At 48.3% G+C, this 25765-nt stretch carries 28 protein-coding genes, 1 pseudogene and 1 riboswitch; of the genes and pseudogenes, 5 read left to right on the top strand and 24 right to left on the bottom strand.

Annotated elements, in window-relative coordinates:
- Positions 1–6: 6 nt before the first annotated feature.
- Together der and BCOA_RS32360 are read right to left on the bottom strand one after the other, a co-directional pair.
- A complete protein-coding gene (gene der, locus BCOA_RS32365) occupies positions 7–1317 on the bottom strand; it encodes a ribosome biogenesis GTPase Der (RefSeq protein WP_014098151.1) in 1311 nt (436 codons plus the stop codon).
- A gap of 88 nt (positions 1318–1405) precedes the next feature.
- On the bottom strand, positions 1406–2002 hold the full coding sequence (locus BCOA_RS32360; protein WP_014098150.1) for a YphA family membrane protein: 597 nt from the start codon (positions 2000–2002) through the stop codon (positions 1406–1408).
- 100 nt (positions 2003–2102) lie between these two features.
- Here BCOA_RS32360 and BCOA_RS34875 point away from each other — a divergent pair, with 100 nt between their 5' ends.
- On the top strand, positions 2103–2231 hold the full coding sequence (locus BCOA_RS34875; protein ID WP_014098149.1) for a YpzI family protein: 129 nt from the start codon (positions 2103–2105) through the stop codon (positions 2229–2231).
- Positions 2232–2325: 94 nt separating this feature from the next.
- On the opposite strand, the gene rpsA is transcribed toward BCOA_RS34875, so the two are convergent.
- The 10 genes and pseudogenes from rpsA to BCOA_RS32310 all read right to left on the bottom strand — a co-directional run bounded on the left by rpsA (position 2326) and on the right by BCOA_RS32310 (position 12126).
- Positions 2326–3462, bottom strand: a complete 1137-nt coding sequence (gene rpsA / locus BCOA_RS32355) for a 30S ribosomal protein S1 (RefSeq protein ID WP_014098148.1) — start codon at positions 3460–3462, stop codon at positions 2326–2328.
- A 112-nt stretch (positions 3463–3574) separates the two neighbouring features.
- A complete protein-coding gene (gene cmk, locus BCOA_RS32350; RefSeq protein ID WP_014098147.1) occupies positions 3575–4279 on the bottom strand; it encodes a (d)CMP kinase in 705 nt (234 codons plus the stop codon).
- A gap of 121 nt (positions 4280–4400) precedes the next feature.
- Complete coding sequence (locus tag BCOA_RS32345; protein ID WP_014098146.1) at positions 4401–5045, bottom strand: flagellar brake protein; 645 nt, start codon at positions 5043–5045, stop codon at positions 4401–4403.
- Positions 5046–5166: 121 nt separating this feature from the next.
- Positions 5167–6516 (bottom strand): annotated as a pseudogene (gene ypeB / locus BCOA_RS32340) (germination protein YpeB).
- A 15-nt stretch (positions 6517–6531) separates the two neighbouring features.
- Complete coding sequence (sleB, locus tag BCOA_RS32335; RefSeq protein ID WP_014098143.1) at positions 6532–7326, bottom strand: spore cortex-lytic enzyme; 795 nt, start codon at positions 7324–7326, stop codon at positions 6532–6534.
- A 111-nt stretch (positions 7327–7437) separates the two neighbouring features.
- The gene (gene prsW / locus BCOA_RS32330; RefSeq protein ID WP_014098142.1) at positions 7438–8118 is read right to left on the bottom strand and encodes a glutamic-type intramembrane protease PrsW; all 681 of its coding nucleotides are present in this window, start codon (positions 8116–8118) and stop codon (positions 7438–7440) included.
- Between the two features lie 107 nt (positions 8119–8225).
- A complete protein-coding gene (locus BCOA_RS32325; RefSeq protein WP_014098141.1) occupies positions 8226–9209 on the bottom strand; it encodes a YpdA family putative bacillithiol disulfide reductase in 984 nt (327 codons plus the stop codon).
- 157 nt (positions 9210–9366) lie between these two features.
- Positions 9367–10644 (bottom strand): Glu/Leu/Phe/Val family dehydrogenase, encoded by a 1278-nt coding sequence (locus BCOA_RS32320; RefSeq protein ID WP_014098140.1) that lies wholly within the window; start codon positions 10642–10644, stop codon positions 9367–9369.
- A 97-nt stretch (positions 10645–10741) separates the two neighbouring features.
- A complete protein-coding gene (locus BCOA_RS32315; RefSeq protein ID WP_017550477.1) occupies positions 10742–11287 on the bottom strand; it encodes an adaptor protein MecA in 546 nt (181 codons plus the stop codon).
- Between the two features lie 59 nt (positions 11288–11346).
- Positions 11347–12126: a metallophosphoesterase gene (locus BCOA_RS32310; RefSeq protein ID WP_014098138.1), complete on the bottom strand. Its 780-nt coding sequence runs from the start codon at positions 12124–12126 to the stop codon at positions 11347–11349.
- A 176-nt stretch (positions 12127–12302) separates the two neighbouring features.
- Between BCOA_RS32310 and BCOA_RS32305 the strand changes: the two genes are divergently transcribed.
- Genes BCOA_RS32305 through BCOA_RS32295 form a run of 3 tightly spaced genes read left to right on the top strand, consistent with a single transcriptional unit; the run spans position 12303 to position 13380 of the window.
- On the top strand, positions 12303–12530 hold the full coding sequence (locus tag BCOA_RS32305) for a spore coat associated protein CotJA (RefSeq protein ID WP_014098137.1): 228 nt from the start codon (positions 12303–12305) through the stop codon (positions 12528–12530).
- Positions 12527–12787 (top strand): spore coat protein CotJB, encoded by a 261-nt coding sequence (locus tag BCOA_RS32300; protein WP_014098136.1) that lies wholly within the window; start codon positions 12527–12529, stop codon positions 12785–12787. The genes BCOA_RS32305 and BCOA_RS32300 overlap by 4 nt, the downstream gene beginning before the upstream one ends.
- Positions 12788–12810: 23 nt before the next feature.
- The gene (locus tag BCOA_RS32295) at positions 12811–13380 is read left to right on the top strand and encodes a manganese catalase family protein (protein ID WP_014098135.1); all 570 of its coding nucleotides are present in this window, start codon (positions 12811–12813) and stop codon (positions 13378–13380) included.
- A 64-nt stretch (positions 13381–13444) separates the two neighbouring features.
- Here the strand turns inward: BCOA_RS32295 and BCOA_RS32290 are convergent, their stop codons facing one another.
- The 5 genes from BCOA_RS32290 to BCOA_RS32270 all read right to left on the bottom strand — a co-directional run bounded on the left by BCOA_RS32290 (position 13445) and on the right by BCOA_RS32270 (position 17367).
- A complete protein-coding gene (locus tag BCOA_RS32290; RefSeq protein ID WP_014098134.1) occupies positions 13445–13891 on the bottom strand; it encodes a YpbF family protein in 447 nt (148 codons plus the stop codon).
- Positions 13892–14019: 128 nt separating this feature from the next.
- Entirely contained in the window at positions 14020–14259 is a 240-nt protein-coding gene (locus tag BCOA_RS32285; protein ID WP_014098133.1) for a hypothetical protein, read from the bottom strand.
- A gap of 24 nt (positions 14260–14283) precedes the next feature.
- Positions 14284–14862 carry a CPBP family intramembrane glutamic endopeptidase gene (locus BCOA_RS32280; RefSeq protein ID WP_014098132.1) on the bottom strand — a complete coding sequence of 193 codons (579 nt, stop codon included), beginning with the start codon at positions 14860–14862 and terminating at the stop codon, positions 14284–14286.
- A complete protein-coding gene (locus BCOA_RS32275) occupies positions 14835–16319 on the bottom strand; it encodes a RecQ family ATP-dependent DNA helicase (protein ID WP_014098131.1) in 1485 nt (494 codons plus the stop codon). The genes BCOA_RS32280 and BCOA_RS32275 overlap by 28 nt, the downstream gene beginning before the upstream one ends.
- Positions 16291–17367, bottom strand: a complete 1077-nt coding sequence (locus tag BCOA_RS32270) for a helix-turn-helix domain-containing protein (RefSeq protein WP_014098130.1) — start codon at positions 17365–17367, stop codon at positions 16291–16293. The genes BCOA_RS32275 and BCOA_RS32270 overlap by 29 nt, the downstream gene beginning before the upstream one ends.
- A gap of 265 nt (positions 17368–17632) precedes the next feature.
- On the opposite strand from BCOA_RS32270, the gene BCOA_RS32265 reads away from it, so the two are divergent.
- Positions 17633–17881 (top strand): ferredoxin, encoded by a 249-nt coding sequence (locus BCOA_RS32265; protein WP_014098129.1) that lies wholly within the window; start codon positions 17633–17635, stop codon positions 17879–17881.
- A 31-nt stretch (positions 17882–17912) separates the two neighbouring features.
- Here BCOA_RS32265 and BCOA_RS32260 read toward each other — a convergent pair whose 3' ends face one another.
- The 7 genes from BCOA_RS32260 to resA form a co-directional block, all read right to left on the bottom strand.
- On the bottom strand, positions 17913–18491 hold the full coding sequence (locus BCOA_RS32260) for an ECF transporter S component (protein WP_014098128.1): 579 nt from the start codon (positions 18489–18491) through the stop codon (positions 17913–17915).
- A gap of 147 nt (positions 18492–18638) precedes the next feature.
- Positions 18639–18774: riboswitch (FMN riboswitch) on the bottom strand.
- Positions 18775–18844: 70 nt separating this feature from the next.
- Entirely contained in the window at positions 18845–19570 is a 726-nt protein-coding gene (locus BCOA_RS32255) for a peptidoglycan DD-metalloendopeptidase family protein (RefSeq protein ID WP_235221967.1), read from the bottom strand.
- A gap of 98 nt (positions 19571–19668) precedes the next feature.
- On the bottom strand, positions 19669–21438 hold the full coding sequence (locus tag BCOA_RS32250) for an ATP-binding protein (protein WP_014098126.1): 1770 nt from the start codon (positions 21436–21438) through the stop codon (positions 19669–19671).
- On the bottom strand, positions 21435–22151 hold the full coding sequence (locus tag BCOA_RS32245) for a response regulator transcription factor (RefSeq protein WP_014098125.1): 717 nt from the start codon (positions 22149–22151) through the stop codon (positions 21435–21437). The genes BCOA_RS32250 and BCOA_RS32245 overlap by 4 nt, the downstream gene beginning before the upstream one ends.
- A 150-nt stretch (positions 22152–22301) precedes the next feature.
- The gene (gene ccsB / locus BCOA_RS32240; RefSeq protein WP_026104515.1) at positions 22302–23501 is read right to left on the bottom strand and encodes a c-type cytochrome biogenesis protein CcsB; all 1200 of its coding nucleotides are present in this window, start codon (positions 23499–23501) and stop codon (positions 22302–22304) included.
- Positions 23502–23544: 43 nt separating this feature from the next.
- Positions 23545–25185: a cytochrome c biogenesis protein ResB gene (gene resB, locus BCOA_RS32235; protein WP_014098123.1), complete on the bottom strand. Its 1641-nt coding sequence runs from the start codon at positions 25183–25185 to the stop codon at positions 23545–23547.
- Positions 25186–25200: 15 nt separating this feature from the next.
- On the bottom strand, positions 25201–25740 hold the full coding sequence (resA, locus tag BCOA_RS32230; RefSeq protein WP_014098122.1) for a thiol-disulfide oxidoreductase ResA: 540 nt from the start codon (positions 25738–25740) through the stop codon (positions 25201–25203).
- Positions 25741–25765 lie beyond the last annotated feature (25 nt).

Genomic DNA, 25765 nt, shown 5'->3' with positions numbered 1-25765 from the left:
TTATGTTTATTTACGCGCACGGGCGATGATGTGGATCGGCGTTCCGGTAAAACCAAACGCATCACGGATCCGATTTTCCAAAAAACGTTCGTACGAAAAATGCATCAATTCGGGATCATTGACAAACACAACGATCGTCGGCGGTTTGACGGAGACTTGCGTTGCATAAAAAATTTTCAGCCGCCGCCCTTTGTCCGTCGGCGTCGGATTCATCGCAACCGCATCCGTTATAACTTCATTCAGCACGCTGGACTTCACGCGCATCGCATGGTTCTCGCTGACCGTCTTAAGCAGCGGGAACAGCTGGTCCAGCCTCTTTTTCGTTTTTGCCGATACGTAAATGACCGGCGCATAATCAAGAAACTGAAAATGGTCCCGGATTTTCTGTGTAAACTGATTCATCGTTTTTTCATCTTTTTGAACGGCATCCCATTTGTTGACGACAATGATCACGCCGCGGCCCGCTTCATGGGCGTAGCCGGCAATCCGCTTATCCTGTTCGCGGATCCCTTCCTCGCCGTTTAAAACGACACAGACGACATCGGAACGCTCAATCGCCCTCAATGCGCGCAGCACACTGTATTTTTCCGTGTTTTCATACACTTTTCCTTTTTTGCGCATCCCTGCTGTATCAATCATAACATAAGTTTGATCTTCATAAGTATAGACGGTATCCACTGCGTCTCTTGTCGTCCCTTCTATGTCGCTAACAATGACGCGCTCTTCGCCGAGAATCGCATTAAACAGCGAAGATTTTCCGACGTTCGGCCTCCCGATGAAACAAAATTTAATGACATCTTCCCCGTACTCCTCGTCCGCTTTTTCCGGAAAATGTTTGACAACTGCATCGAGCAGGTCGCCAAGGCCGAGGCCGTGTGCGCCTGATATCGGGAAAGGATCGCCAAAACCGAGGGCGTAAAAATCATAAATCTGGGTGCGCATCTCGGGATTGTCGACCTTGTTCACTGCCAGAACGACCGGCTTTTTTGACCGGTACAATATTTTGGCGACCATTTCATCCGCAGAAGTCACGCCTTCTCTGCCGCTTGTGATAAAAATGATCACATCCGCTTCCTGGATGGCGATTTCAGCCTGCTGCCGGATCTGCTCGAGGAACGGTTCATCCCCGATATCAATGCCGCCTGTATCAATCACGTTAAATTCGTGTGTCAGCCATTCAGCCGGACTGTATATGCGGTCCCTTGTCACTCCCGGAACATCTTCCACAATCGAAACGCGCTCTCCTACAATTCGGTTAAAAATGGTAGATTTGCCTACATTCGGGCGTCCGACAATTGCCACAACCGGTTTTGCCATACGATTCACCCTTTCTGTTCCGTTTTCGCAAAACAAATCAACTTTAGTAGTTTATCAATATTTTCTTGTTCAAGCAATATGCCGTAATTCATCCTGGCTTTTCCTTTTTTGCCGCTCTTTCTGAGATGAGATTCAAGGCGGTATCGATGAAATGCCAGCCGCACGCGTAGAGGAGAAAAAGCCCGGCGATATCGAGATATGCCGCAGATCCTGCCGTAATATGGAAATCCCATTTTGCAAGCACGAGCGCATACAGGATTTCCCCTTGTGCCGTACCGGTGAGTGCAGCGGCAACGGCATCCATTTTTGAGCGAAAAAGCAAATGGACAAGGATAAACAAAAACAGGCTATAGCAAATGGTACGCCAGGCAAACGTCCAGACCGGATCGTACAGTTCAAATAACAACAGGCCTGCATAACCTGTCATTACGATGAAGACGCCGGCGAGCCGGACCAAAAGTGCCCATTTCGAAAATCTGCCGAAGTACCCATAACCGGCAGCCATAATGACGATGAGCGCCCAGCTCATATCAAGACGGCCCACCGCCGCTTGATGCGGAAAGGCAATCAAAACCAGCAAAGCAACCAGTGCTGCCGGAAACCGCAAAGGGTGATCCCTTTCCAGCAAAAATGTCGCCCAAATCCATACCGCCCACATCACCCCCAAAAAAAATGCTCCTTCCACGGTGCACCCTCCTTTATCTCCATTATGGGAAAGATTGCACCGGGTTAACCGCAAGTTTTTCGCTTTTTTCAGGCATACTACAAGCGGGGGTGAATGGGCAATGGGAAAAGACCGCCAGGAGAAAAAACTGCGCCAAAGCGGGCGTGTAGAAAGCGACCGTGACCAAGCGCTCCATTACGGAGGGGCAACCCGCCTCGAAAGCGCTGACGCAGCACGCAAACGGCAGTAAAGAAAACGGTTTATAGAAAAGACAAAGCGCAAAAAAGCTGAGCGGCACCGGCAACCCGGGCGCCGCTCAGCTTTTCCATTCCATCCGGACATTTTTACTGTTTAAATTTCTTCAACTGGTCCCCAATCATATCCCCGAGCTGGAACCCGGTATTTTCTTCAGGCAGGTCATAATCAGAAGCTTCTGTATCGGCCTGTTCCAGTTCTTTCATGCTTAAGGACAAGCGGTGTGCCTGTTCGTTGACATCGAGCACTTTCACCTGCACTTCCTGTCCTTCCCTTAACACTTCATGCGGGGTGGACACATGCTTATGGGAAATTTGTGAAATATGAACAAGCCCTTCAACGCCCGGGAATACTTCTACAAACGCCCCGAACGAAACTAGGCGTTTTACCGTTCCTGTAAGGACAGTCCCTTTCGGCGCTTTCTGTTCAATGCCTTCCCAAGGGCCCGGAAGCGTATCCTTGATGGACAAGGAAATCCGCCCGTTGTCCCGGTCCACCGACAACACTTTCACTTTGACTTGCTCTCCTTCTTGGACGACATCGGACGGCGTTTCCACCCGTTCGTGCGCAAGCTGGGAAATATGGACAAGGCCGTCAATTCCGCCGATATCGACAAAAGCGCCGAAACTCGTCAGCCTTTGCACGGTCCCTTCCAGCACCTGGCCTGCTTCGAGATGGTCAAGGATATCCTGGCGTTTTTCTTCTTTTTCTTTTTCCACAACAGCTCGGTGTGATAAAATCAACCGGTTTTTGTCTTCGTCCAGTTCAACGATCAAAAAGGGCAATGTCTTCCCTTTATAGTCGGAGAAGTCTTCAACAAAGTGGTCCTCGACAAGGGACGCAGGAACAAAGCCGCGGACACCCAAATCGACAACAAGGCCGCCTTTTACCACTTCATTGACTTCCGCTTCAATGATTTCCTGGTTTTCAAATTTTTCCTTCAGCTCATCCCAGGCTTTTTCAGCATCATATTTCCGTTTGGAAAGAATGACGGCGTCTTCTTCCACTTTCGTAACGACGAGATTCAGCTCGTCCCCTTCTTTCACGGCATCTGATGCGGTTTCAATATGGAGATTGGAAAGCTCGCTGATCGGAATAATCCCGTCCACTTTGCTGCCTTCAATGGAAACGAGCACTTGCTTTTCCTCCACTTTGACAACCGATGCTTTCACTTTATCCCCTACAGAAAGGGACCGTACTTCTATTTCATTCATTTCGTCTGACATATGTACTTCCTCCTTATCCGGCGCTTCAACTACCATTGAATATACCCGTTCTTTTCAAATTAATTCGTATAATTCAAAAAGAAACGCTTTCCTATCAAATTTCTAACATCTTTTACTTTTTGTCAAGTAAAGAAGCCGATTGCTGCTGTGCCATTTTTTCTTTTGCCATCGCAAGAATCTTTCCGGCAACTTCATCAATATCCATGCTTGTCGTGTCCAGTTCTACGGCGTCCGCCGCTTTAGAGAGCGGTGAAACTTCCCGTTCGGAATCCAGCCTGTCCCTTTCCTCAATCTCCTGTTTTAAACGGCTGAGGTCTGAAGGGATCCCTTTTGCAACATTTTCGGCATGGCGCCGTTTTGCGCGCTCATCGACACTGGCCAGCAAAAAAATCTTCAATTCGGCATCCGGCAATACTTTTGTCCCGATATCCCGGCCATCCATGACAACGCCGCCGCCAAGGGCGAGCATCCGCTGTCGCTTGACCATTTCTTCACGGACAACGGCATGTTTTGAAACAGCCGAAACTGCTCTCGTCACTTCCCTTTCCCTGATCTTGCCGGTTACGTCTTCACCGTCGACAAAAACGACCTGGCCGTTTTCCCCCGGCTCCAGGCGGATATTTGTCTTGTACAAAAGTTCGGCAAGCGCATTGCCGTCTTCAAGGTCCGTTCCGTACTGCAGCGCTTTATAAGTAAGCGACCGGTACATTGCCCCTGTATCAATGTAAATATATTGCAACTGCTCGGCAACTTTTTTCGCCGCCGTGCTTTTCCCTGCAGCAGCAGGACCGTCGATGGCAATATTGATTTTTTTCATACAACGATTTCACCCTATTCTCTCTTGTTGCATATACCCGTTTTTTGGGCAGATAAAAGGATACACCCTTTTTATAGTGTACCATAAAATGGTGAATCCTCCTATCCATGAAATGCAAGTTTTATCCGGAAAGCCCCTTTTTACGGAGCAAAAGCTGCTGCTCGAAGCAAAAACGCAGGATATACTGCCTCTCTTTCGCGCTTGTATTTTTAAACTGGAGCGAGGCCCCTGTTTTTCCGCCGGTTTCAAACAGCCTAACGACGGAAAAATGCAGCTGTAAGTATTGGTAACCTTCTTTTAGCGGCAGGACAAGAAGCGCTTTTCCTGTTTCATGCTCCCTTGGGCGGATATCATCAGGCAAATAGACCGCACAGCCGCCCGAACTGATGTCTTTTGTAACTGCCGTTGTTTTCAAATTGGATTCCGGAAAGGTGAGGGCAATATCGAGTGCGGCGTCTACCCTGACATACTGCCGTCGCTGGATTTTGCGCACATCTTCCGGATCAGGAGCGGATAAAATGAGCATCGGGATATTGCCGAGTTCCCTGCCGGTTACTTTCGATGAAAACCGGTAAGGAATCTGGCCGTCCGAAACGAAATCAACGAGCAGCCCCTGGCCGAGCAGCAAAAATACGGTCCGGTTTGTTTCCATGTCGATCGGGTAATCAATATAAATTTTATCCTCTTTTATATCCGCAATTTTACATCTATATCTTTTACCTGTATCTTTATCTTCCAGTGTGAGTTCCAGCCCGACTTTTAACATCTTCCCAAACCCCTTTTATAGATTCCAATCTTATTATGACACAGGCTGGGCAGTTTTGTATTCTTTTTTCGCGTTTCATTTCATTTTTTGCCAAAAGGCCCGGCTGTACGCCGGGCAATGCTCATATGGACTTGCCGTATGCTCTTTCCGTGTTTTTCAGCTTTTCCACTTTTTCTTCGTTGCCGTTTTCCGCGTTGATATAAATCCGGTACGTTTCATCATGCAACACGCCGAGAAATTCATAACAAAGCACTTCCCGGTTCATGTCGCCGGTCATGATCGCAAGGCGGCTTTCCATAATGTCAAGCTTCGGATTCACACGGGACCTTGCTTCTTTTTCGCTGATGGCGGGCTTTGGAATATCCCTTTTTTGATGGCTTTTCAGAAAATCATCCGCTACAAACCCGATCACCTGGCCGTTGTCAAGCGCCACTTTTAATTTGACCGTTTCCGGATAAATGCGGACATTCCCCTGTTTCGCAGCGAAAGAAAAAACACCGACGTTGTCATATTGTGTGCTTTCAAACATGTCCATTTTCTCAAAATGGTGCCGGTTTAAAAAATCCGCCGCTTTCTTTTGGGCCTCGTTTAAACTGATTTTTTGCTTTCCCACCGGACGCTTGTTGAAAAACCAGACCGGGTATCCCCCTTTCCGCGTCACATCTGCGGTTGTTTCATTGCCGTTTTTGTCTTTTATACGGACGGTGTAAAAAGAAAAACGGGCGCCTTTTTGATTCGGTTTGGCTTCCGCCTGGCGGGCCGTTTTGAGTCCGGCGTATTGTTTTACAGTGGCGACCGCCTGTTTTTTGCTGATCATTTTTCCTTCCAGGTGCTCATAATGGTCATCGCGGTTTTGGAAACTCGTAAAAGACGGGCTGTTCAAATCGGCATTGTCATAGCCTTTGACCGTCCTTTCGACCGTCTTAAAGCCGTCGATGATCGTGTTATCCTTCGTTTCTTTTCCTTGGGCAAGGGCGCGTTCCACGTCCATCCAGCGGAGATTGTGCTTTAAAACATTATTTTGCACGCCCCGGAGCTGGTCCTGGATATCCGCGCTCTGGCCGTACAGTTTTTTCAGTGAAGCATACTCTTAATCGGATAGAGGTTCTTTATCCAAATCGCGCACCGCCGTCCGGTAGCTGAAATTCCCGATATTAGTCAGAAATTCTTCCGTTTTATGAAAAGGCAGAAGCGATAACGGAAGTTGGCCGACATCCGCATGCGCTTCTGATGTCAGGCGCCATACTTCAGCCAGTGCCGGTGAAAGGGACTTGCGTGAGTTCATGGCGAGGGTGTTTCCGATTTCATCATGCAAAAGGTCCATTCTGTATGCAAGGTCATGAAAAGCCCTTTGATACGTGCTTTCTGCATTTAACAAGACCGCCTCTTTTTCACGGTGCTCTTTATATGCCCAGGCAGCAGTCCCGCAAAGCCCGAGGGCAAGCACAACAATCATTGCCCGTTTCAGCATATTCATTTCCCCCTCTTATTTACAAAAAATATGTTTGCCGATTCGTTTGATTTGCGGCCTTGACCAGATCCACTTGCTTGTTGCGGTCGCCGGATTAAAATAATACAGCGCATTACCGGACGGATCCCAGCCATTGATCGCATCGAGGACGGCTTTTTTTGCCGTATCATTCGGCGCAAGCCAGATCTGCCCGTCGGAAACACAGGTAAACGCACCCGGTTCGAAAATCACCCCCGAGATGGTGTTTGGAAAAGACGGGCTGTCAATACGGTTTAAAATAACAGCCGCCACGGCCACCTGCCCTTCATACGGTTCGCCGCGCGCCTCCCCGTAAACCGCTTGCGACAAAAGGCGAATATCGTTTTGCGAAAATCCGTTCGGCACATTGGTAGCGGTTTGGACGGGTTTTTTGGCTGCCGTTTTCGGTGCCTGCTTTTTTGTGCCGCCGTAATACGTGAATTTTTTCCCGCTTGCAACCATGGACTTTACGTATGCCGCATCGTATTTTGACGCTTTGACGAGTTTCGCTTTGACGCCCGGGCCGGCGAGGCCGTCAACAGGCATTCCGTATGCCTTCTGGAAATTTCTTAAAGCCCAGTAAGTGCTGTAACCAAACACCCCGTCAATCGTTCCTTTATAGTAACCGATGTACTGCAGCCTCGCCTGCAGTTCAATCACATCATCCCCGACCGCTCCTTTTTGAATCACCTGATTCGAAAACGCCCGGGCCGTCCCGCTTGTGCCAAAAGAAAACAAGGCCAATACGGCACAAAGCAGCAACATGTATTTTAAGCGATTTTTTCCAATCATACCGCACCCCCCAAAAACTTTAAGCATTATCCGTAGTTTCTGGAGAAGGCGGCAATTTTATGCAAGACATAAAAAAACAACCGGCGATTGATCCGGTTGTTTTGCCCATTATCATAATTGTTGTGTCCCTGCCGCATCCTGCGCAAAATGTTTGGCAGAAAGGCTGTGCGCCTGCTTTGCTTTTTTCAGGCCGAGCCACCAAAGCCCGAGCATAAACGGTACCATAAAATACAGCCATTTTTGCTGGGTGAGCATGATCCAGTCGTAAAAACCGTGCAGGATCACCGGCACCATAAAAGAAAAAAGGAACCAGCACTTTTTGCGCGGGGAGAATCTGGATTTTCCCATATAAAAGCCCATCATGACACCGAAAATGGCATGGCTTGATACAGGAAGAAGCGCACGCCCGAACGCCAGGTCAACGCCGCCCGAAAAAAGCGATAAAATATTTTCGAGCGTGGCAAATCCGAGCGAGACGCTGACGCCGTAAACGATGCCGTCAAAAGGTTCATCAAATTCCCGGTTAAAAAACACAATAGCGGCCAAACACAGCCACTTGCAAAGTTCCTCCGGCAAAGCGGAATGGAGGAAAGCATGCCAGATGCTGCCCGAAAAGAGATGCTCCCGTTCGAGGATAAACTGCAAAAACATAACCGGCAGCGTGACAAGCGCACCGTATAAAAACGCTTTTGCAACAACAAGTATCGGCTCTGGCTCAAACTGGTCCCGCAAATAAAAATAGCATAGCAGGGCAAGTCCGGGGGCGATGCCGGCTGACAAAAGGACAAGCATATCGAAACCTCGCTTTTTGCAAAACTCAAATGATCCGTGCCAAGTCATTTGTTTTCATCGTAACATGAAAAAGCCGGAAAAGAAATACTGCCCCCCGAAAAAACCCTTTAATTTCCTTTTTGCAAGAGAGCCTCCCGGTTTTTGATCGCTGTGGCAATTACACCGCCATGGAAACGTCCGTTTTCAATAAAAATCTCATTGGCATTGTTTCCGGCAGCAAGCACGCCCGCAATAAAAATCCCTTCAACATTCGTTTCCATTGTCTCTTCGTTGTAATGCGGGCGGCCTGTTTCCGGGTCAACGTCCACTCCCATTTTCCGCAAAAACGTATGATCCGGATGATAACCGACCATCGCAAATACAAAATCATTCCGGATCTCTTTCACTTCTCCGCCTGCTTCGTATACAACGCTCTGTTCTTTAATTTCTTTTACGTGCGCCTGAAATTCCATTTTCACTTTCCCGTGGCGGATAAGCGAATCAAATTCAGGCAATATCCACGGTTTAATGCTTTCGGAATAATGATCGCCGCGGTACAGCACGGTCACACGGGCACCCGCCTTGTGAAGCTCAATGGCAGCGTCCACAGCCGAGTTTTTTCCGCCGATCACACAAACATCGGTGTCAAAAAACGGATGGGCTTCTTTAAAATAATGGTACACTTTGTTTAAATCTTCCCCCGGAACATCCAGCCTGTTCGGATTGTCGTAATAGCCGGTTGCGACGACCACATAAGGCGTCTCATATTGGCCTTTTGTCGTCGTAATGGAAAAGGTTCCGCGTTTCTTTTCGACACGGAGCGCTTCTTCAAACCGGTGGATGCGAAGGGCCTTCAGTTTCGCCACTTCACGGTAGTATGTAAGCGCTTGGTTGCGTTTCGGCTTTAAATTTTCGGTAATAAACGGCACATCACCAATTGCAAGCCGGTCGCTTGAACTGAAAAAAGTCTGGTGCGTCGGATACCGGTAAATCGCATTGACGACATTTCCTTTTTCCAGTATAAGCGGATGTTTCCCGATTTCCTGCAGGCTGATTGCAGCAGCCAATCCGCAAGGGCCGCCGCCGATAATAATACAATCTTCTTTTCGCATGTTTGTCCACTCATCCTTTTTTCGTATCTGCCTTTTCGTTTTCATCCGTTTATTTAAAAATCTCCCACCGTGAACACGACAGGAGATTTCAGCCTTTCCTTCTTCTGAACCTGTAAAGCCCCGTTTGCTGCCCAGCTGGAGCCGGCTTTCGGAAACTCTAAATCCAGCCTCTGAACCGCGAAGCTTCCGCCACTCTTCTCACACCGATCATATAAGCGGCAAGCCGCATGTTCACCCGGCGTGAGCGGGAAGTATTGTAGACCGTATTAAACGCCTGGACAAGCACTTTTTCAAGCTTTTCTTCCACTTCTTCCTCCGTCCAGTAATACCCCTGGTTATTTTGTACCCATTCAAAATACGAAACTGTGACGCCCCCTGCAGATGCGAGCACATCCGGAACGAGCAGAATGCCGCGGTTGGTTAAAATTTCGGTTGCTTCAAGCGTTGTCGGACCGTTTGCTGCTTCCACCACGATTTTCGCCCGGATATTATGGGCGTTTTCTTCTGTAATTTGGTTTTCAATGGCGGCCGGAACGAGAATATCGCAATCCAGTTCAAGCAATTCCTTGTTCGTAATCGTATTTTTAAACAGGGTTGTAACCGTCCCGAAACTGTCGCGGCGGTCGAGCAAATAGTCAATATCGAGGCCTTCCGGATCATGCAGCGCGCCGTATGCGTCGGATATGCCGATCACTTTTGCGCCCGCATCATGCATAAATTTTGCAAGGAAACTTCCGGCATTGCCGAACCCCTGAATGACAACCCTGGCGCCTTTTAAATCAATCCCTTTTTTTCTGGCCGCTTCACGGATGCAGATGGTTACCCCTTTGGCCGTAGCGGATTCGCGGCCGTGCGAACCACCAAGCACAAGCGGTTTTCCTGTGATAAAGCCCGGCGAATTGAATTCGTCAATCCGGCTATACTCATCCATCATCCAGGCCATAATCTGCGAATTTGTAAACACGTCCGGTGCCGGAATGTCTTTCGTTGGGCCGACAATCTGGCTGATCGCCCGGACATAGCCGCGGCTCAAATTCTCAAGCTCGCGGAAAGACATTTTCCGCGGATCGCAGATAATGCCACCTTTTCCTCCCCCATACGGCAGATTCACAATGCCGCATTTCAGCGTCATCCAGATAGATAAGGCTTTCACTTCATTTTCCGTCACATCCGGGTGAAACCGGACGCCTCCTTTGGTCGGGCCGACAGCATCATTGTGCTGCGCGCGATACCCCGTAAAAATCTTAACCGTACCATCATCCATTCTGACGGGAATTTTAACCGTTAACATACGGACCGGCTCTTTTAAAAGTTCGTATACTTCTTCAGGGTATCCAAGCTTTTCAAGAGCTTCGTGAATAATTGTCTGTGTCGATTTCAGCACATCTCGACTTGCTTCCATTGTTTGATGATCAGCGCCCTTTTCGGCTGCCATTATCGCAAACCTCCTAGATACGAAAGAAATATCTGCTATCAAATTTAGTATACAACTTTCCCCAGCAGATGAAAACCTGAAAAAACATGGCGGACGGTTACGGGAAATGCTTCAGGAGTTCCGCAAGCGCATTTTCCTCAAACACCGCGATCCCGTATTCCCGGACCATAAACGGGGAAATCCGGGCGCGCTCGCCGTATTCAAGAATAAGCGGCGCATTTTGTGTTCCCGGTTTTTGCAGCAAATAATACTGGTCTTCGAATATATAAAGGCTGCACGCGGAAATCCGGCCGATCTGGTTTAAAAAGCCCGCAAGCGCAATCACTTCCTCAATCGATGGAAAAAAGTAGGCTTCTTCCTGTTCCAGCGTTTCCGGATCCGCCCATTCGCCCGGATCCGCGTCGTCCGCTTCGCCCACTGTCAGAATAAACACCAATTCCTGGACATTAAATGAATAGATTTCAATGGTCAGCATATCGCTTTCGCCGACATGGTAAGCCTGATCCGCCAACTCCAGCATTTCTTCAAATAAATGATTCCAAATGGGCGAGTCGAGATCGTTTTCCATAATACCGCGTTCCGATAACTCTTCAAACGTAATGGAGTATTTAATTTTATTGGATGAAATCCGTTCCAGCTTCATTGATTTCCGCCCCCTGCATACGGATCTTACCTTATCGTATGCGGAAGGGGAAAGATGGTTCATGATGGCCGCCTGCTGCTTTCGATCGTAATTAAATGGGCTTCCGGTTTTGCACAAAGCCTGAGTGGAACAAGTGTCGTGCCGTAACCGTTGCTTATGAGGTGGATGACATTGCGCACTTTTCTCACCCCGCCGCGCCTGTAACGGCTAAGGCCGAGAATACGAATCTGCCCGCCGTGCGTATGGCCGCTCAGCATCACATCGATATTGTCCCATTCATGAAGCTGGTGGATCATTTTCGGGTTATGGCTGATTAAAATCCGGAGATCGTCCGGCTGCACCGATTGAAGTGCTTCATCGAGATTTTCGTTTTCCGTCGTCAAATCATCCACGCCGATCAGCGCAATCCGTTTTTTCCCGTTTACATATACAAAATTCGCCGCGTTGCGCAGCGTGCGGACGCCGGTTCTGGCAAAAACGGTCGCGAGCGCTTCGCCGTCCGCTTCATAATCATTATTTCCCCACACAAAAAATACCGGGCCAATTTTTTTCAGCAACCGCAAATTTTCCTCTGTTCTGGAAAGCGGAACCCCCTTTTCCAGCAAATCTCCCCCGATTATTGCAAATCGTGCTTCTCCTGTTGCCTCTTCGACCAGCCTGGGATCAATTTTGCGCCGGTGGATATCAGAAATAAAGAAAAAAGTGCACGGCTCCTCTCCGGCCGGATACTCATCAAGCAAAAACCGGTGCCGGATGAGCCGATTTAACGATGCTTCATAATGCATATACATCAATAAAACAATGCCAAGCAAAAAGGCAATCGATAAAAATGCAAACATACACGAGTGCTCCTGTTCCGCCGGGTGCTGGCCGGCACAAACGAAATTTTCTGCAATCCCTATCCGTATTATATCTTAATCATGGCAGATAGAAAGCATTCCGGCATTGTTTTTGACATAGCGGGAGAGAACCGCACATAAAATGAAAAAGACTTTTAAATGTCAGGAGGACTGAGATGAAAAACCATTATAAAACGTATCATCCCTTTATCGGACCGTTTGACCCCTGCCCGCCGATAACCGAAAAAGTTTACTCCACCCCGCCGAATTTGTATTTAGGGTTTCAGCCCCCGAACCTTCCGCAATTTGCACCGCAGGAAGCGTTAAGGCGCGGGACGCTTTGGAGGCCGCTTTATGACCCGTATTACAGCCCTTATGAACGGGCAAAGGAGGAAAACGATTGAAGCAGCTGCCAAAAGAGTATTACACAAGGCTTGAAGAACTGCAGGCCCTTGATTTTGCACTTGTGGAACTGAACCTTTATTTGGATACCCATCCCGATGACCAGGCAGCGATCGAACAGTATAACACTTTTGTCCATGCCAGGAAAAAAGTCAAAAGAGCATTTGAAAAACAGTTCGGGCCGCTGACAAATTTCGGGCACAGCTATTCGCCAACGCCTTTCCAGTGGAAAGAGCCGCCGTGGCCATGGCAGGTATAAGCAAATAAAGGAGGAAACCGTACATGTGGATCTATGAGAAAAAATTGCAATATCCCGTCCGGGTCTCAAGCTGTAACCCGAGACTTGCGAAACTTTTAATCGAGCAGTACGGCGGAGCGGACGGAGAGCTTGCGGCAGCGCTCCGGTATTTGAACCAGCGCTACACCATCCCAGATAAAGTGATGGGGCTTTTAAATGATATCGGCACGGAAGAACTGGCCCATCTTGAAATGATTGCAACGATGGTCTTAAAATTAACAAAAGATGCCACACCGGATCAATTGATTGCTGCCGGCCTTGACGCGCATTATGTGGACCATGATAAAGCGCTCCATTATCATAATGCCGCAGGAGCCCCGTGGACAGCTACCTATATCCAGGCAAAAGGGGATCCGATTGCCGATATTTATGAAGACATTGCCGCCGAGGAAAAAGCGCGGGCTACGTATCAATGGATCATCAATTTAAGTGACGACCCTGACCTAAATGACGGGCTCCGCTTTTTAAGGGAGCGGGAGATTGTCCACTCGCAGCGGTTCCGCGAAGCCGCGCAAATTTTAATGGAAGAAAGAGACAGAAAAAAAATTTTTTAGAAGATGCCGGGGCATCTTCTTTTTTTCGGCGGCTTTTAGTCTCCGTACCTGTTCCGGTGAATGGCTACTTGTTCTCGTGGTATAAATTAATATCAAACTCTTTTTGCATCATTTCGAATACAAGGTGGCGATCCTTCCAGCTTTCCCCTTTCCATAAATCTTTGCTTTTATCAATAATTTCGCAGCGGAGCGCATGAAATTCTTTTTCAGCCTTTTCCCGCTTGTCAAACAAGATTTTGCTCATGCCCCAAAGCGCAGCGGCCACAAGCAGGAAAAACAGGTGAAACGGGCTTTCAGAAATACCGGAGAAAACGGAGAACACGGAACCGGCATTTTCAAAAGACCTGTAAACATAGTAAGCCCAAGCGCATGTGTAGAGCATGCTTGTCCAAAGAAAAACAAGATGCCGCTTCCGCAGGCGGTCAAATTTTTTTTTGCGTTTGACAGCACTTTGCAGCATCTGCTTTGTCGCCGCATCTGTCCCTTTTAGTCCGGTGATGGACGGCTCCATACTGATCCCCCCTCACTCTACTATATGCGGCAAGGGACAGATCCATGACAAGCAGGCAGCTGCCCTGTCCTGAAATTTCGCCGGCAGATCCCCCCTTCTTGTGGCACCATTTATCGCGGGACGGGCATCTATCTGAAAAACAAAAAAGTATAACAGATGTAAACGGCAATTGGCACTAAAATAAAAATGACAGCCAATAGGTTCACAAGCGGCAACCGGGAGCGGGATTCCTTTTCGGTACTTTTCCGCTTTTCTGCCCGCGAAACGGCCGCCGCCGTTTGTTTCTCCGTTTTTTCCTTTGCTTTGCCGGCCGGTTCAAGCTTTTGCCGCCGTTTTTCCATTTCAATGATATATTTTTCGTCTGACATGGCTTCCCCTTCCCCACATCCGGACTAAATCCCCTGTTTTTTGATGCGGATACCTAGTAAACAATCGATTGTAAAATGCATGATGATGACCGCCGGAAGATTTTCATGAGAAAGCGCATAAACGGCACCAATCCAAAAACTCAAAAGCAGCACATTCGCGATTAAATACCAGTGGTCAAAATACCGGATATGCATGAGTGCAAAAATAAGGCTTGCTGCCGGCAATCCAAAATGCGTCTGGATGGCGCCCCGAAACAAGAGCTCTTCCGCCACCGCGATCAGCGCCGTTAAAGCAATAATAGACGGAACCGAACGGGTTTTAAAAATCCGCTCATTCACGCCCCCGTCATCATAATACGCTTTCGGGAGCCATTTCATGAGCAAAGTATCCGCAAAAACGACAGCAACTCCGTTTAATAAACCGTATGCACATTTCGCAAATGACATATGAAAGTGCTGAAAAAATGCTTTGCCATCCGGAAATAACAGAAATCCGAGCAAAGCGGCAGCAAACAGGAGAATCAGCTGTGTCAAAATTAAGTGAAAAGTAAGTTCCCGGTCTGTGAGTTCCTTGATCAAATCCGCCTGTTTTCTTCGTGCCATTTTTGTTCCCCTTTTCTGAATAGGTCCTGCAAAAGCAATTCCCATGCAGGAACGGTTTCGAGGGTGCCCCCGCTTTTTTGATTGCTTTCATATAAGGCTGTTTCAAGGCCGCAAATGTCACAGCACGCTTCATTGCCAGCAGCGGGCGGTTCACCGAAATACCGTAAAATTTCCGAGCGGCGGCATGACGAAGACCGGACCATCTGCACCATTTCCTTTAACTTCCGGCGCTTGTACGCCATCCGCTCGTCCCGGATGGCTGCAACCTCCCGGGTCCATGCTTCTTCCGGCAGGTTAAGCACTCTATGGTGCAGCAGAAACCGGAGTTGCGGTTCCGTGCATCCAAGCGCCGCCCCGGCTTCCTTCAAATCTCCTTTCCATCTGCTGAAAGCGGCCAATTGTGCATCAGTCGGAAGCTCAGCCTCGATCAGCTGAAGCGGGAGCCGTTCATCCCCTTCCGTATACAAAAGGACGGCAATGCTCGGGAGCCCGTCCCGCCCGGCTCTACCGATTTCCTGCAGATAGGCTTCCATCTGCAACGGCAGGTGAAAATGGATGACAAAGCGGATATCTGCTTTGTTCACCCCCATGCCAAACGCGCTTGTCGCACAAATGATCTTGATCTGTCCGTAAATAAACTGCTGCTGGATCAAAATTCTTTGCTCCTGGTCAATGCCGCTGTGATAGGCGGCCGCTTCGGCGATCCCCTCCTGCCTTAACCGCGCCGCCATTTCCTCAGCCGCCTTTTTGCTTGAAAAATAGATGATGCCGGGCTTCTGCAAGTTTTTCGCATAGGCAACTAGTTTTTCCTCTTTTTCGCGGTATGAAGGAATCCGGTCTATTTTAATGGCGATATTGGGCCTGTTGACAGAATAAATAAACCGGTTTGGGTCTTTTAAGCCAAGATACTTGCAAATATCGTCCCTCACCTGTTCTGTTGCTGTGGCGGTCAGAGCTAGGGTAAGCGGTGTGCCCAATTGTTTCCGGACTTCGCCAAGGTTTAAGTATTCCGGCCTGAAATCATGACCCCACTGGGAAATACAATGCGCTTCATCGACTGCAAAGAGCGCAGTCCGGATGGTTTTTAATTTTCCGAGGACATGGCGGTTGTGCAGCATCTCCGGCGAGACAAAGATGAATTTGAAAGCGCCCAGATGCGCAAGGGCCGCTTCCCGCTCCGGACCGGTTAAAAACGAATTTAACGCAACCACACTTTTTTCGCCGCGCATTTTCATCTGCTCTGTCTGGTCCTGCATGAGCGATAAAAGCGGAGAAACAATGATGCAGGATCCGTCCAGCAAATAGGCAGGCAACTGGTAGCATAAAGATTTTCCGGTACCGGTCGCAAGCATCGCCAGTGTATCTTTACCGTCCAGCAGTGAACGGATGACTTCTTCCTGCCCTGGCCGGAATGCGCTGAACCCGAACTTACTTTTCAAAAAGCTTAAAAGATCCACTGCGGCCCATCCTTTCTGCCAATACAAGGCGAATATGGAAATACGGGATGTCCCCTACTTTTTCTTTAATCGGTTTTAATTTCTTTGTATTTAAATCAGCGGCTGCCCGGATGATCTTTTGTTCTTCATCCTTTGGCACATACCGGTTCAGCGGAAAATCCGGGACCGTTAACGCGATTTCAATCAAATGGTCTTCAATCGTGCTTTGTTTTAACCCTCTCAGCGTGCTGATTTCCGCAATCGTTTTCCCTTGCTTCAAGAAGCCAAATGTCACCGCGGCAGACCGGGTCAGTGGCAAGGCCTTTTGCACATCGTGAAGCATTTGGTATAAATACCGGAATGTTTCAGGATCTCCAAGGATGCGCCGGACGATAAAATGAAGCAAATGCAAAAACCGGTACCAGTACTCTACAGGATCAAGGTGCAGGGCGGAGGCAGCCTGCGTGATCGTATATCCGATCCGGCCCGCACCCGTCAACCGAAGGACAAAAATTTCAGGCTTTTCCGGCGGGCTGCCGGAAAACAGACGGTAAAATTCACGGTACAAATGCTCCGCTAACGCAATCCTGCTTTTTGCATGCTGTTTCAGCCAGTTTTTTGCCCAAGCCTGAAGAGCCGGGTCCCTTTGAACCGGATAATATACTTTATTTCCATACACTAAGTTGGATACGGCCTGGGTGATGAGATTCAACCTTTTCCAAAACAGATTTGCCGAATCCTGGTATTTCAAGCCGTCCAGGTAAGGAAACCGTTCTTCCATCCTGCCGGTTGCCAAAAGCAGGGCAGTGCCTTTTTCTGTGACCACGCAGGCATCCGGGCCGCTTTTTTGCAGTAACCCGGCTTTTAAAAGGGCATCTACTTCGCGTGTGAAAGCCTCACGGGTAATAAATGGAAACGTTTGAAAGAGCCTGCCAATCTTGAAAAAATGGGAATCCTGGATCGTCTGTGCTGATTTTTTGCCGTTTAATAGATGAAAAACAGCATAAGGGGTGCGTTCTCCATTCAGGTTGCTGAAGCAATCCAGCAATACAGCCTGTAAAAAAGGCATCTGAATCCTCTCCTGTTCTTTAGCTGAAAAAAGGGGAAAGTGCAAGGAAAAATCGGGGGTTGGTTCTATTTTAACATGGAAACCGGCGATTTGTTTACCATTTTTTTCATTGATTCGACAGGTTTCACGAACTCCGCCAGCCCGCTATTGAAATAAGAAAAAAAGAGTTTTAAAATGAAGGAGAAACACCGGCATGCCTTCGTGCACATGACGAGGCTGCCCGTTTTTCTTTTCTGCCATGATTGAACAACGAGGAGGAATCAAAATGGCAAAGTTTACAATCGTGGACAAAGATACATGCATCGCTTGCGGCGCTTGTTCCGCCAGCGCTCCTGATATTTTCGACTATGACGATGAAGGGCTTTCTTTCGTGATTTTGGATGATAATAAAGGCACTGCGGAAGTCCCGGAAATATTGGAAGATGACCTGATGGATGCCTTTGAAGGATGCCCGACAGAATCGATTAAAGTTTCCGACAAGCCTTTTGATGGCGATCCGTTAAAATACGAATGAAAAAAAGCAGGCCGTTTGAGCCTGCTTTTTTTCATATTCTTTTCCCCCCAATGGCGGATGCTTTGTCAATCCAATTTTTCATTTTTGTAAACATGAGCATAAACAAAGCCGTCACGATGAGGCCTTTCACAAGATTAAAAGGCAGCACGCCCGCCACAATATACGCTTTTACATTCCCGACCGAAAAGTTCATGAAGTACAGATAAGCCGGTAAAATGACGAAATAATTTAAAATGCTCATACATACCGACATGGATACCGTGCCAGTGACTAGACCTACAGTCATGCCTTTTTTTGTCCGCATCCGTTTGTAAATGAGATATGTCGGCAGGACGAACAGCATCCCTGCAAAAAAGTTTGCCACATTCCCGATCGGTACCCCTGCTTCACTGCCGAGTGATAAATAATTCAGGATATTTTTGATTAGTTCCGCTACAACAGAAGCCATCGGCCCGTAAAGAAGGGCTGCCACCAATACCGGAATGTCGCTGAAGTCCACTGTTAAAAACGATGGAAAAGGCGGAACCGGAAATTTAATAAACATCAGCATAAAAGCCAGAGCACTGAGCAACGCGACCGCAACGAATTGCTTTACATCCCATTTCTTCATTTAAACTTCCTCTCTCCTTGTGACCGATTTATCATCAAAGGAAGAAAGGTGCCGCGGACCAAAATGAAAAGCCCCTGACAAAATGTCGGGGGCTTTGTAATAGGCGAGTCCAAATAAGCGTTTAATACGTCATTAAACACTGGCAACCTTTATCTTCTCCCATCCAGACTATACTGTCGGTTTTGGAATTTCACCAAATCCTGCCGGAAATCCGGCTCGCGGACTGAAAGGCAACTGCCTTATCACCGCCGGTCGGGAATCTCACCCAGCCCCGAAGATAAATCGTATGAAATTTTGATTACAAGCTTATTATACATGCCGGCTGCCATTTTGTGAAGCATTCCGCATCACTTTCATTCATTTTTTATTTTCAGCACCTGGCCGGCCATAATTCGGTCCGACCGCAATTTGTTCCAGCTTTTCAGCCTTCCCACGCTCGTATGAAAATGGAGGGCAATGTTCCAGAGCGTGTCGCCTTTTTTCACAGTGTAAGCTGCAGGCTGAGGGACGGTGGAAGCAGCAAAAACCCCGTAAGGATCATGGGTCTTGGCGGAAACCGTCTGGCCCGGCGCGCCTGGTCCGAAGATCAAAAACGGGTCAATGGCGTTTTTCTTATCCGGCGTCCATGGCCCGTTATGCACTTCAAAATGAAGATGGATACCAGTTGAATGGCCGGTCGAACCCATATAGCCGACCACCTTTCCTTTTTCAACATGCTGCCCCGCTCTCACTGCCCTTCCGGCAAGATGGGCGTAAACCGTTTCATAACCGGACGGATGGCGGATAAAAACAACATGGCCGTAGGATGCGGACAGATAGGAACGGGTAACGGTACCTTCTTGGGCGCTGAATACTTTTGCGCGGTATCTTCCGGCAATATCAAGCCCTTTATGTGTGCCGTATCTTGTGTTAAATGTGTCGGAGATCGTCCCTGCCGCCGGAAAAATCCAGTCTTTTGTCGCTTCATGGATAACCGACCCGGATGCGGCTACGTCATTTGCCGAACAGGCAAACCCCAGGCATGCAGCTGTCAATGAAACGAAAAGGCATATTTTGATGTATGCCGGCAATTGATCCACCCCATTTTCATTTTTTCAATTCCGTTTCAAGCAAAGCCATCTTCTAAGATGCGCAAAAAACGGGAAAATATACAAAAAAGGCAGACCCGGCGCAGAGGTCAGCCTTTTTTTGGAAGGAAAAATGAAAAGGTGGTCCCTTCCCCTAATTTGCTTTTGACAAAGATCCGGCCACCATGCCCTTCGACAATGTTTTTAGCAATCGCAAGGCCCAGCCCTGTTCCCGATTTGCCGCGCGTCCTTGCTTTATCCGCTTTGTAAAAGCGTTCAAATACAAACGGCAAATCCTCATCCGGTATACCGGATCCGTTGTCTTCGACGTGTACATATACGCCGCCGGGTGCTTCTTCCTCTTTTACTTTGACGTAACCGTTCGAGGAAGTATGCCGGAGGGCGTTATCAATTAAATTCGTCAGCACCTGTTCAATTCTGTCGGCATCGATTTCAAGGGTGAGATCGCTGTCCGAAGTCTCGCAAACGAGGTCGATTCCTTTTTCTTTCGCGATGCCGTTAAATTTATGTGTCACTCTTTCAATGAAACTGTTAAATGAGACCGGCTCCATTCTGAACGAAAAATGCCCCGCTTCCATTCTTGCCAGATCGAGCAGCTCATTGACAAGCCGGCCGATCCTTAGCGTTTCATCGTAAATGATTTTGGCAAATTCTTTCTTTTCTTCTTCACTTGCCGCAATATCATCAATGATCGCTTCGCTGTATCCCTGCAACATGGCAACCGGCGTCCGCAATTCGTGCGAAACGTTTGCGATAAAATCATCGCGCAGCTTGTCCAGCTTCCGTTCTTCCGTCATATCGCGGATAATGGTGACAACGCCGCGGATCCGGGACAAATTATAAAGCGGGCTTGCAATCATAACATAGTACCGACCGTTGATTTCAATTTCATCCGTCTGTTCTTTCTCCGTTTCGACCACTTTCGCAAGCAATGCGGACAACCCTTCAGGAAGCGGGGCGTCTTTTGCAGCCTGGTTATGATACCAGTTTTGAAGAAACATCTCAGCCGGCGGGTTCATGATTAAAATGGCACCGTCCCGGTTAAAGGTCAAAACACCGTCGGCCATGCTGCTTAAAATATTCCGCAGCTGCTCTTTTTCCTGCTTTAAGGCGTCCATATTAAATTTAAGCTGTCGCCCCATCGTATTAAAAGCGGTCGCCAGTTCCCCGATTTCATCACGGGTTAAAATCGGCACCTTTTTGTCAAAACGCCCTTTTGCCACTTCAAAAGCCGCTTCCCGCATTTTATGCAATGGCCCGCCAATCCTTTTTGAAAGGAAGAAAGCAAAGCCGGTCGTTAAAATAATGGCAATGCCTGCACCGAGCAAAATGATTTTTGTCGTTTGCCGCGTCATTTCCTGAAGCACTTCCAATGACTGGTAAACAAATACCGCGCCCGGTTCTTCCCCCTTCACATGAAGCGGGACGGCCGTCACAATCACATGATGGTACTTATTGCGGGAAGACCCGCCAGAAGGGGTTAACTCTTTGCTCACTTTCTTCTTTTCGCTAAACACTTGGGACAGCTGCTTGTCCTTTAAAATCGACGCGTACGGGATCCCTTTGTATGATTTGGAACCGGATGGATAAAAGATATCATTTTTGCGGTAAACGATCATGACTTTCTCGTTTTGGTCCAGAACGCCGAGGGCAATTTCTTTCCCGATCTTTCCGCTTGGGTGCTCCTCCATAATCCTCGAGATTTTTTGCGCCGTATTAGACAAATCCTGCTCAATCTGATTGATATGGTATTCTTCAAAAAACTTGAGCAACAGTACCGTCAGGATGAGCAGAACGCAGGCAACCATCAGTAGAATGGTCATCCACAGTTTCCCGACAACCGTCCGCCAAATTCTCATTCCGGCGCAACCTCAAATTTATACCCGACGCCCCAGACGGTAACGATCATTTTAGCCGCGTTTTCGCTCACTTTATTCAATTTTTCCCGCAAGCGTTTGACATGCGTATCCACCGTACGGAGATCACCGAAAAATTCATAATGCCATACTTCTTTTAAAAGCTGTTCGCGGTCAAACACTTTATCCGGAGATTTGGCGAGAAAATAAAGCAGCTCATACTCTTTCGGGGTCAGATTGACTTCCTTTCCGTCCGCTGTGACGCGGTGAGCATCATTGTCAATGGTAATATGCGGGAAAACGACAATGTCTTTTGCTTTTGTATCCGCGTTTAAGAAACCCGTTTGCAACGACCGGCGAAGCAGGGCTTTCACCCGTAGTACCACTTCGCGCGGGCTGAAAGGTTTTACAATATAATCATCCGCGCCAACTTCAAATCCTTCCACCCTGTTGGCTTCTTCGCCTTTAGCCGTCAGCATGATCACGGGCGTCATTTTCTTTTCGTGCAATTCCTGGCACACTTCAATGCCGTCTTTGCCCGGCATCATAATATCGAGCAAAATGCAGCTGTAGTCTTTTTCAAGCGCCATTTTCAAAGCGGTATCGCCGTCTTCCGCTTCATCTATCGTGTAATTTTCCCTTTCCAAATACATTCGTAACAGGCGCCGGATCCTTTCTTCATCATCAACCACTAAAATTTTTACATCCTCATCCATTGCTATTCCTCCTCAGTCAATATCAGCCGCCTGCTGCGAGCAAGATTCATCCAGCCGGTAAAATCCTTGCGGGCTTCCCGAGGCCATGCAAGCCGCCCGCATCCCCGGGTGGGGCTCCCGGGGATGCGGAGGATTCAAAAGCTTACAAAATCAGGCATACGAATGCAGCCCAGCAATGACAAGATTTACTGCAATCAGGTTAAACAGAATAATGGCAAAGCCAATGACGGCCAGCCAGGCGGATTTTTCACCTTGCCAGCCTTTTGACATGCGCAAATGGAGAAAAGCGGCATAAAACAGCCACGTAACCAGTGCCCACACTTCTTTCGGGTCCCAGCTCCAAAATTTGCTCCAGGCAATTTGTGCCCAGATCATCGCAAAGATTAACGCGCCGAGCGTAAACACCGGAAACCCGATCAATACCGAACGGTAGCCGATCTCATCCATTAAATCCGCATTTATATTTTTGGTGAGCGGTTTTAACAGCGCGCCGATCCGCTTTCTGGCCGCCAACCGGACCAGCACGTAAAGAATGATGCCGCTCAAAACAGACCAGAGCACCGTGTTCAGTTTGACGGCATTGATAAAGGCCGGCACATAAAACCACGGCGTCATTCTCCCAGCTGTTAAAAGTTCCCCGCCATGCGGCCCGATAACAGCCGGCATATGGTAGACGAGGGCATTTTCCCCCGTGTTTTTTGCCCCGTTACGGTCAATCCAGCTGAAATCCGCTTTGTAATGAAACAAGCCGAAAGCGGATTTTGCGACAATAAAACCGGCGATGCAGATTAAACAAAGCATAACAAATTCCAGCCAGAAAGTCTGCCGGTTTGATTTTTGCTGATCAGTGCTTTTCACAAGGTAAATCAGCCCGGCAGCAAAACTGACAGCAAGAATGGCCTCCCCGGCGGCCGCCGTTGTCACATGAATCTGCAGCCAGTAGCTCCTGAGAGACGGCACGAGCGGATTGATGTCTTTCGGGAACATGCTTGCATAGGCAATCAAAAGAAGTGCAACCGGCAAAGCAAACAGCCCGAGCACCGCACTCCTGTAAAGAAAATAAATGACCATAAAGGCTCCAACAAGCATCATACCAAAAAAAGTAGTGAATTCAAATAAATTACTTACAGGGGCATGCCCGGATGCGATCCACCTTGTAATAAAATAACCGGCCTGGCAAATAAACCCCGCAACCGTTGCGAAGATCGCAAAATTTCCCCACTTCGTTTTTTGCGGCCCAGTGCTTCCCTGTCCCTTTTTCGGTGTGCGGATCGCGCCGCCAAACAGTAAAGTGCCGATTAAATACAAAAGAAATGCGGCGAACAACAACCGGCTGCTCGTTTCGACCAGATTTTCCAATTTTCCCCCTCCTCATCCGATTGCTCCTGTCTGTTTAAGCCGTATGGGCCTGTTGCGGATTCTTCCGTTCTTTTCTGTCAACAAGCGCCGGCATGCCGGATGCGCTGAGCACCCATTCCAGCTCCCTTTTTAGCCCGTACCAGTTTTTATTTGTATGGGCTGCCAAAAGCACGGCGCCTTTCTCCCGCTTCAGCCAGAAACGGCGGTGATTCCAGTACGCGCCTTGAATAACCCCGATCATAAAGATCGCGCCCCCAACGGCCAGTACCCAGAGCGTCTCGTCTTTTCTTACGGCCAAAGCAGAAACATTCCGCGTTTCAAGCCCGGCAAAAGCCAGCTTGTAGTCATTTTTCCCGAGCGGTTCCACAGTCTGACGGATGGCAACAAAGCTTTTTTCCCCTTTCGGATGCTCCGGCGAAATTAAGCTAAAAAGAAAAGCAGGATTGTTTGGAATATACGAATCCGTTTGCGGCTCCCCGTTTTTGGCAAACCCTGTAAACGAAGGATAGTAGCCGAGCAGCTTGACTTTATAGCCTTTTCCGAGCGGGTACTCCGCCTTTGGATGGTACAGGTCAATTTTAAGTTTGCCGTATATTTTTTTATTCGACTTCTTCTCAAAAGCAAAAGACATCGCCTGGAATTCATCCAGCTTGTAATCCATTTGATACACGGCGTAATGTCCGAATTTCAAAGGTTTATTGACCTGGATGCGGTAGAATTTCACTTTTTTAAGCGGGGCGTCTTCCCCTAAAACGCGCTTTTTCCCCTGCTTGTAAAGCACGGCATCCGTCTCGAAATTTTTCGCAACATTGCCGACCCTATTCAGTGCCGATTCAAAATTTTGATTGTCTTTTTTGCTGTAAACTTGCAGCTTGAATTGCTTGTTCAGGAGCACATACTGCCCGTTTGTGCCGGGGAGCACCGCTTTTTCTCCTTCCCTCACCCAGACCAGTTCATCGACATACATGCCGGGAACAAAGCGGAGCATAGAGCCGCAAAGAAAGATGATCAATCCGATATGGTTGACGTACGGCCCCCAGCGGGAAAACCGATTTTTCTCGGCAAATAAGTTCCCGCCTTCTTCGCGGATTTTATAATGTTTCGCTTCAAGCCGGTGTTTGACCTGTGTATAAGCGGCGTCATCGATGACCCCATCTTTTTTCACGTACAGGCGCTGCCGCTTCAGAAACCCTTCATGGCGCGCTGCTTTCTGGTTTAAGAGGGCGCGGCGCAGCGGGATAAAGCGGTCAAGGCTGCAAATGACGAGCGAAACGCCGATCAGGGCGATGAAAAGCAGATACCACCAGGAATTGTAAAGGTTATCAAATCCGAGCGTATACCAGAGCTTGCCGAACCAGCCGTACTGATTCTCGTAATACTCGGACGGGTCGACATTGGAAGGGATATAGTCGGCCTGGGGCAGCACAGTGCCGAGTGCTGACGCAATTAACGTCAGGACAATCAGCCAGACGCCGGTTTTTACGGACGAAAAAAAATTCCAGATTTTATCCACCGGCGTTTTTTTATACACTTGCGACCTGCGCGCGCTCCCTTCATACCGCATATCATGGAGAACTGCCGCCTCCGCTTCTGCTGTCAGCGCTTTCCCACACGACTCGCACAAAACGGTCCCGGGAGGATTCACATGTCCGCACTCACATTTTATATCCTTCATTGTCTCTCTCCTCGGTTATGGTTTGATCATATCCATCATGTCCTGAATGTCTTTTTTGGAGAGGTTTTGGTTTCCAATGATCACTTTTTTGACTTTCCCGTCCGGCCCGATCAAAAAGGTTGTCGGAAGGGGGTCGATGTGATACGCATGCTGAACATCGCCGTTTTTATCAATCAGCACCGGGAACGTTAGCCCATACTGTTTCACGAATTCGTCCACAAGAAAGCGCGTATTTTTTACGTGGACGGCAAGAATTTCCACGCCTTTTGGTTTATAGGATGAATAGAGTTCATTCATATAAGGCATTTCTTTCTTGCACGGCTCACACCATGTCCCCCAAAAATTCAAAAGGACACCTTTCCCTTTATAATCAGATAACCGGTACGTTTTCCCATTCAAATCTTTCAGGATAAAATCAGGGGCCTTATCCCCCGCTGCAAGCGCTCCCCGCGACTCCTTCGTCGCATTTGCATACAGTGTGTAACCGACAGCCAATATCAAAACAGCGAGAATCGCGGCGCGGAAAATGAGACGTTTCTGTTTCGTTTGTGACATTGCTCCTCCCCCTGTCCAAAAGTGT

This window comes from Heyndrickxia coagulans 36D1, from assembly GCF_000169195.2.
Classification (GTDB): Bacteria; Bacillota; Bacilli; order Bacillales; family Bacillaceae_C; genus Weizmannia; species Weizmannia faecalis.
The sequence above is the reverse complement of the archived record's forward strand: the minus strand, read 5'-3'. Positions and strand labels throughout refer to the sequence as shown.

What these genes read in the sequence shown, in the direction of transcription:
- BCOA_RS32315 (WP_017550477.1), bottom strand. Translation starts at nt 11,287, where the DNA reads ATGAAGCTGGAACGGATTTCATCCAATAAAATTAAATACTCCATTACG.
- der (WP_014098151.1), bottom strand. Translation starts at nt 1,317, where the DNA reads ATGGCAAAACCGGTTGTGGCAATTGTCGGACGCCCGAATGTAGGCAAA.
- BCOA_RS34875 (WP_014098149.1), top strand. Translation starts at nt 2,103, where the DNA reads ATGGGAAAAGACCGCCAGGAGAAAAAACTGCGCCAAAGCGGGCGTGTA.
- BCOA_RS32285 (WP_014098133.1), bottom strand. Translation starts at nt 14,259, where the DNA reads ATGTCAGACGAAAAATATATCATTGAAATGGAAAAACGGCGGCAAAAG.
- BCOA_RS32310 (WP_014098138.1), bottom strand. Translation starts at nt 12,126, where the DNA reads ATGTTTGCATTTTTATCGATTGCCTTTTTGCTTGGCATTGTTTTATTG.
- BCOA_RS32270 (WP_014098130.1), bottom strand. Translation starts at nt 17,367, where the DNA reads ATGCCTTTTTTACAGGCTGTATTGCTGGATTGCTTCAGCAACCTGAAT.
- BCOA_RS32320 (WP_014098140.1), bottom strand. Translation starts at nt 10,644, where the DNA reads ATGGCAGCCGAAAAGGGCGCTGATCATCAAACAATGGAAGCAAGTCGA.
- rpsA (WP_014098148.1), bottom strand. Translation starts at nt 3,462, where the DNA reads ATGTCAGACGAAATGAATGAAATAGAAGTACGGTCCCTTTCTGTAGGG.
- BCOA_RS32245 (WP_014098125.1), bottom strand. Translation starts at nt 22,151, where the DNA reads ATGGATGAGGATGTAAAAATTTTAGTGGTTGATGATGAAGAAAGGATC.
- BCOA_RS32295 (WP_014098135.1), top strand. Translation starts at nt 12,811, where the DNA reads ATGTGGATCTATGAGAAAAAATTGCAATATCCCGTCCGGGTCTCAAGC.
- BCOA_RS32265 (WP_014098129.1), top strand. Translation starts at nt 17,633, where the DNA reads ATGGCAAAGTTTACAATCGTGGACAAAGATACATGCATCGCTTGCGGC.
- BCOA_RS32290 (WP_014098134.1), bottom strand. Translation starts at nt 13,891, where the DNA reads ATGGAGCCGTCCATCACCGGACTAAAAGGGACAGATGCGGCGACAAAG.
- prsW (WP_014098142.1), bottom strand. Translation starts at nt 8,118, where the DNA reads ATGCTTGTCCTTTTGTCAGCCGGCATCGCCCCCGGACTTGCCCTGCTA.
- BCOA_RS32260 (WP_014098128.1), bottom strand. Translation starts at nt 18,491, where the DNA reads ATGAAGAAATGGGATGTAAAGCAATTCGTTGCGGTCGCGTTGCTCAGT.
- BCOA_RS32325 (WP_014098141.1), bottom strand. Translation starts at nt 9,209, where the DNA reads ATGCGAAAAGAAGATTGTATTATTATCGGCGGCGGCCCTTGCGGATTG.
- BCOA_RS32250 (WP_014098126.1), bottom strand. Translation starts at nt 21,438, where the DNA reads ATGAGAATTTGGCGGACGGTTGTCGGGAAACTGTGGATGACCATTCTA.
- sleB (WP_014098143.1), bottom strand. Translation starts at nt 7,326, where the DNA reads ATGATTGGAAAAAATCGCTTAAAATACATGTTGCTGCTTTGTGCCGTA.
- resB (WP_014098123.1), bottom strand. Translation starts at nt 25,185, where the DNA reads ATGAAGGATATAAAATGTGAGTGCGGACATGTGAATCCTCCCGGGACC.
- BCOA_RS32345 (WP_014098146.1), bottom strand. Translation starts at nt 5,045, where the DNA reads ATGTTAAAAGTCGGGCTGGAACTCACACTGGAAGATAAAGATACAGGT.
- BCOA_RS32305 (WP_014098137.1), top strand. Translation starts at nt 12,303, where the DNA reads ATGAAAAACCATTATAAAACGTATCATCCCTTTATCGGACCGTTTGAC.
- resA (WP_014098122.1), bottom strand. Translation starts at nt 25,740, where the DNA reads ATGTCACAAACGAAACAGAAACGTCTCATTTTCCGCGCCGCGATTCTC.
- BCOA_RS32280 (WP_014098132.1), bottom strand. Translation starts at nt 14,862, where the DNA reads ATGGCACGAAGAAAACAGGCGGATTTGATCAAGGAACTCACAGACCGG.
- cmk (WP_014098147.1), bottom strand. Translation starts at nt 4,279, where the DNA reads ATGAAAAAAATCAATATTGCCATCGACGGTCCTGCTGCTGCAGGGAAA.